This window comes from Anaerolineales bacterium (genome assembly GCA_022866145.1).
In the GTDB taxonomy this organism is placed as follows: Bacteria; Chloroflexota; Anaerolineae; order Anaerolineales; family E44-bin32; genus PFL42.
The window spans coordinates 1-3,860 of the sequence record JALHUE010000484.1 but is presented as its reverse complement, the minus strand read 5'-3'; the positions used below and the strand labels follow the sequence as shown (position 1 = coordinate 3,860).

The following is a 3,860-nucleotide window of genomic DNA, read 5'->3' as shown; positions in this document are numbered from 1 at the left end:
TGTGGCATAATCCGAGCCTCGGGGGCACACCGCGTGGATTTCCACAAGATCTGCGTCTTGGGGCTGGGCTACATCGGCCTGCCGACGGCCAGCACCTTCGCCATGCACGGGCTGGCCGTCGTCGGCGTGGATGTCAACCGCCGCGTGGTAGACATCCTGCGTGACGGCGAGATTCACATTCAAGAGCCGGGCTTGCGGTCGTTGGTGCAGGCCGCCTTCCAGTCGGGAAGGTTCGTAGTGAGCGAGGCGCCCGAACCCGCCGACGCCTTCCTGCTGGCAGTTCCCACGCCCGTCCTGCCGGACAAGCGAGCCGACATGCGCTTCGTGACCGCGGCTGCCGAGTCGATCGTCTCTGTGCTGCGTCCCGGCAACCTGGTCGTGCTGGAGTCCACCTCACCGCCGCGCACGACGACCGACCTGGTGGCACCGATCCTGGAGCGTTCCGGGCTGCGGGCCGGCGAGGGGTTCCACCTGTGCTACTCCCCCGAGCGCGTCCTGCCGGGCCAGATCCTGCGCGAACTCATCGAGAACGCCCGGGTGGTCGGCGGGGTTAGTGCCGCCTCGGCCGAGGCTGGCCGGGCGCTGTACCAGATCTTTGTCCGCGGCGAGATCCATCTGACCGATGCCACGACCGCCGAGATGGTCAAACTGATGGAGAACACCTTCCGTGATGGCAACATCGCCCTGGCGAACGAATTCGCTCGCCTGGCCGACGGCTTCGGCGTGGATGTCTGGCAAGCGATCGCCCTGGCCAACCTGCATCCACGGGTGAACATCCTGCGGCCGGGGCCGGGGGTCGGCGGGCATTGCATCGGCGTCGACCCATGGTTCCTGGTGGAAGCGGCCCCGGATGCAGCTCATTTGATCCGCCAGGCGCGGCAGGTGAATGACGCCCAGCCGGAGTACTGCGTGGGCTTCGTCGAGCGGGCTCTCGGCGGGCTGAACGGGAAGTCAATCGCCGCCCTCGGGCTGACCTACAAGCCCGAGGTCGATGACCTGCGCGAGAGTCCGGCGATCGCCGTCGCCCAGGGCATGGCGCAGCGGGGGGCGCGAGTGACCACCTTCGATCCTTTCGTCCCGCAGGCGTCCGCCCCCGGATGCTCGGCCGCGCCCGACCTGCAAACCGGGCTGAAGGGCGCCCAGGCGATCGTGCTGCTCGTCGACCACAGCCTGTTCCGCGACCTCGATCCCCAGCAGGCGGCAGCCTGGGCGGCCGGGCGGGTGGCGGTCGACCTGCGCGGCGTCTGGCGGCAGGCCGATTGGCAGGCAGCCGGGTTCCGGCTGCATCGCCTCGGCGCGCCGCTAGCGTTGGACTGAGATTCAGGATGTCCGTCGAACGCCATCGGGTCCTGTCGATCTTCGGCACGCGGCCGGAAGCCATCAAGATGGCGCCGGTCATCGCGCAGCTGGGCTCCTCGCCGGACTTCGAATCCGTGATCTGCGTCACGGCCCAGCATCGCGAGATGCTGGACCAGGTGCTCGGCCTGTTCGGAATTCGGCCCGATTTCGACCTGGACTTGATGCAGCCGGACCAGTCCCTGGCCGACCTGACGGCAGCGGTTTTCCGCGGTCTCGACCCGGTCATGGCCCAGGTCAAGCCGGAGTGGGTGCTGGTGCAGGGGGACACCACCACGGTGATGGCGGCGGCGCTGCTGGCGTTCTATCACCGGACCCGCCTGGGACACGTCGAGGCCGGTCTGCGTACCGACGACAAGTGGCAGCCCTTCCCAGAGGAGGTCAACCGGCGGATCACGAGCGTCGTCGCCGACCTGCACTTCGCACCCACCGAGAGAGCGCGAGCCAACCTGCTGCACGAAGGTGTGCGGCCGGAGCTGATCGTGGTCACCGGCAACACGGTCATCGATGCCCTGCTGCGCGTGGCCGCCCTGCCGTACGACTGGGGCGCCGGCCCGCTGCGCGAGGTGCCGGCCGGACGACGGCTGATCACGGTGACGGCGCATCGTCGCGAGAACTTCGGTCCCCCGCTGGAGGCAACCTTCGGCGCGCTGCGGACGCTGGCCGAGGAGTTCGCCGGGGATGTTCACCTGGTGTACCCCGTGCATCGCAACCCGAATGTTGCCGAGCCGGCCCATCGCTTGTTGGGCGACGTGGCGAACATCAGCCTGGTCGAGCCGCTCGACTATCTGCCGATGGTCCACCTGCTCAAGCGGTCCCACCTGGTGTTGACCGATTCGGGTGGTCTGCAGGAGGAGGCCCCGGCGCTGGGGGTGCCGGTGCTCGTGCTGCGCCAGGTCACCGAGCGGCCCGAGGCCCTGGAGGCCGGGACCGCCCGCCTGGTGGGAACCGACCCGCAGCGCATTCTGACCGAGACCCGGCGGCTGCTCCGCGACCCGGCGGCGCACGCCCAGATGGCCCGCGCCGCCAATCCCTACGGGGATGGCCAGGCCGCCGCCCGGATCGTAGCTGCCCTGCGGTCGGCGGGTTGAGGCGGGGTGGATGGGCTGCGGAGCCGGAGGCGAATGACGGCGGCGCCGCTCCGAAGGCTGTGCCTGGTCAGCCGCCAGGGTGGCATTGCCGGTCCGGCGACCTTCCAGCGGCGGCTGGCCGAAGGGCTCGCCGCTCGCGGCATCGACCAGTGCTACGACCTGAGGGACACGCCTTATGCGGCCGTACTGGTCTCCGGCGGAACCCGCCACCTGGGTGGGCTGCACCGTGTCCGCCGCCAAGGCATCCCGATCGTCCAGCGCCTGGATGGCATGAACTGGATCCATCGCCGTCGCCGGACCGGGGCCCGCCATTTCCTGCGGGCTGAGATCAACAACCTGCTGCTGCGCTGGCTGCGAAGCCATTTGGCGGACGGGGTGATCTATCAGAGCCAGTTCGTGCGCCGATGGTGGGACGAGACCTATGGTGCCGTTCAGGTCCCGAGCGCGGTCGTCCACAATGGCGTATCCCTTGAGGCCTTCCGGCCCGGCGAACCCCAGACGGAGAGCCCTGGCTCGCGGCTACTGGTGGTCGAAGCCAGTCTCGCGGGAGGCTACGAGACAGGACTGGAGCACGCAATCTCGCTGCTGAACGCCCTGGGTGCCATCGGACGTCCGGTCGAGCTGATCGTGGCCGGACAGGTGTCCGGGAAGGTCCGGCAGGCGTCCGATTCCGGGTCGCCTCGACCGATCACCTGGATGGGCGCGGTCGCCTCACCGGAGCTCCCCCGCCTCTATCACACCGGCAGCATGCTGTTCTCGGCCGATCTCCACCCGGCCTGTCCCAACACGGTGATCGAATCCCTGGCCTGTGGAACCCCGGTCGTGGCCTTCGACACCGGGGCGCTGCCCGAGTTGGTAGAGCCGAGCGCCGGGCGGCTGGTTCCCTACGGTGCCGATGCTTGGAAGCTGGAGCCGCCGGATATCGGCGGCCTGGCGGCGGCTGCGGCGGAGGTGCTGGCAGACCTGCCACGCTACCGGCGCGGGGCACGGGCGCGGGCCGAGGCGGCATTTGGGCTGGACCGAATGGTCGATGGCTACCTGGCAGCCCTGGGTTGGGCGGGCTAGCGGCATGGGATCGATCGAGTTGGCGCGATATCTATCCGGCCTGCCCGGCCTGCCCGGGTTGGCCGGAAGGTTCTCACCTGGATCAGGCGGATCCCATTCATCTCTCGGTGGCAGCCGGAAGGCAGGCCGATGCTGACCTACTCGGGCAAGGTGGGTGTTCAGCAGAGGGTGCTTCCGGCCTACCGTCTGCCGTTCTTCGATCGGCTAGCTGAAGCCTGTCTGGGCGGGCTGAGCGTGTTTGCCGGTGAGCCGCGGTCGGACGAGTCGATCCTGTCAGGCGGCTCCTTGACGACCGCCCACTTCGCGAGGTCCCACAACACCCATATCCTGCGCGGCCGGGCGTACCTG

4 protein-coding genes are annotated in these 3,860 nt (G+C 69.0%); all 4 read left to right on the top strand.

The genetic code is table 11. The features are described 5' to 3' along the window. Positions 1–6: 6 nt before the first annotated feature. Positions 7–1,317, top strand: coding sequence for a nucleotide sugar dehydrogenase (locus MUO23_14120; protein MCJ7514087.1), 1,311 nt, complete (start codon positions 7–9; stop codon positions 1,315–1,317). A gap of 8 nt (positions 1,318–1,325) precedes the next feature. Next, complete coding sequence (gene wecB / locus MUO23_14115) at positions 1,326–2,447, top strand: UDP-N-acetylglucosamine 2-epimerase (non-hydrolyzing) (protein ID MCJ7514086.1); 1,122 nt, start codon at positions 1,326–1,328, stop codon at positions 2,445–2,447. Between the two features lie 33 nt (positions 2,448–2,480). Continuing rightward, positions 2,481–3,512 (top strand): glycosyltransferase family 4 protein, encoded by a 1,032-nt coding sequence (locus MUO23_14110; GenBank protein ID MCJ7514085.1) that lies wholly within the window; start codon positions 2,481–2,483, stop codon positions 3,510–3,512. Between the two features lie 129 nt (positions 3,513–3,641). Continuing rightward, the coding region (locus tag MUO23_14105) for a hypothetical protein (protein MCJ7514084.1) at positions 3,642–3,860 on the top strand (219 nt) is incomplete at its 3' end.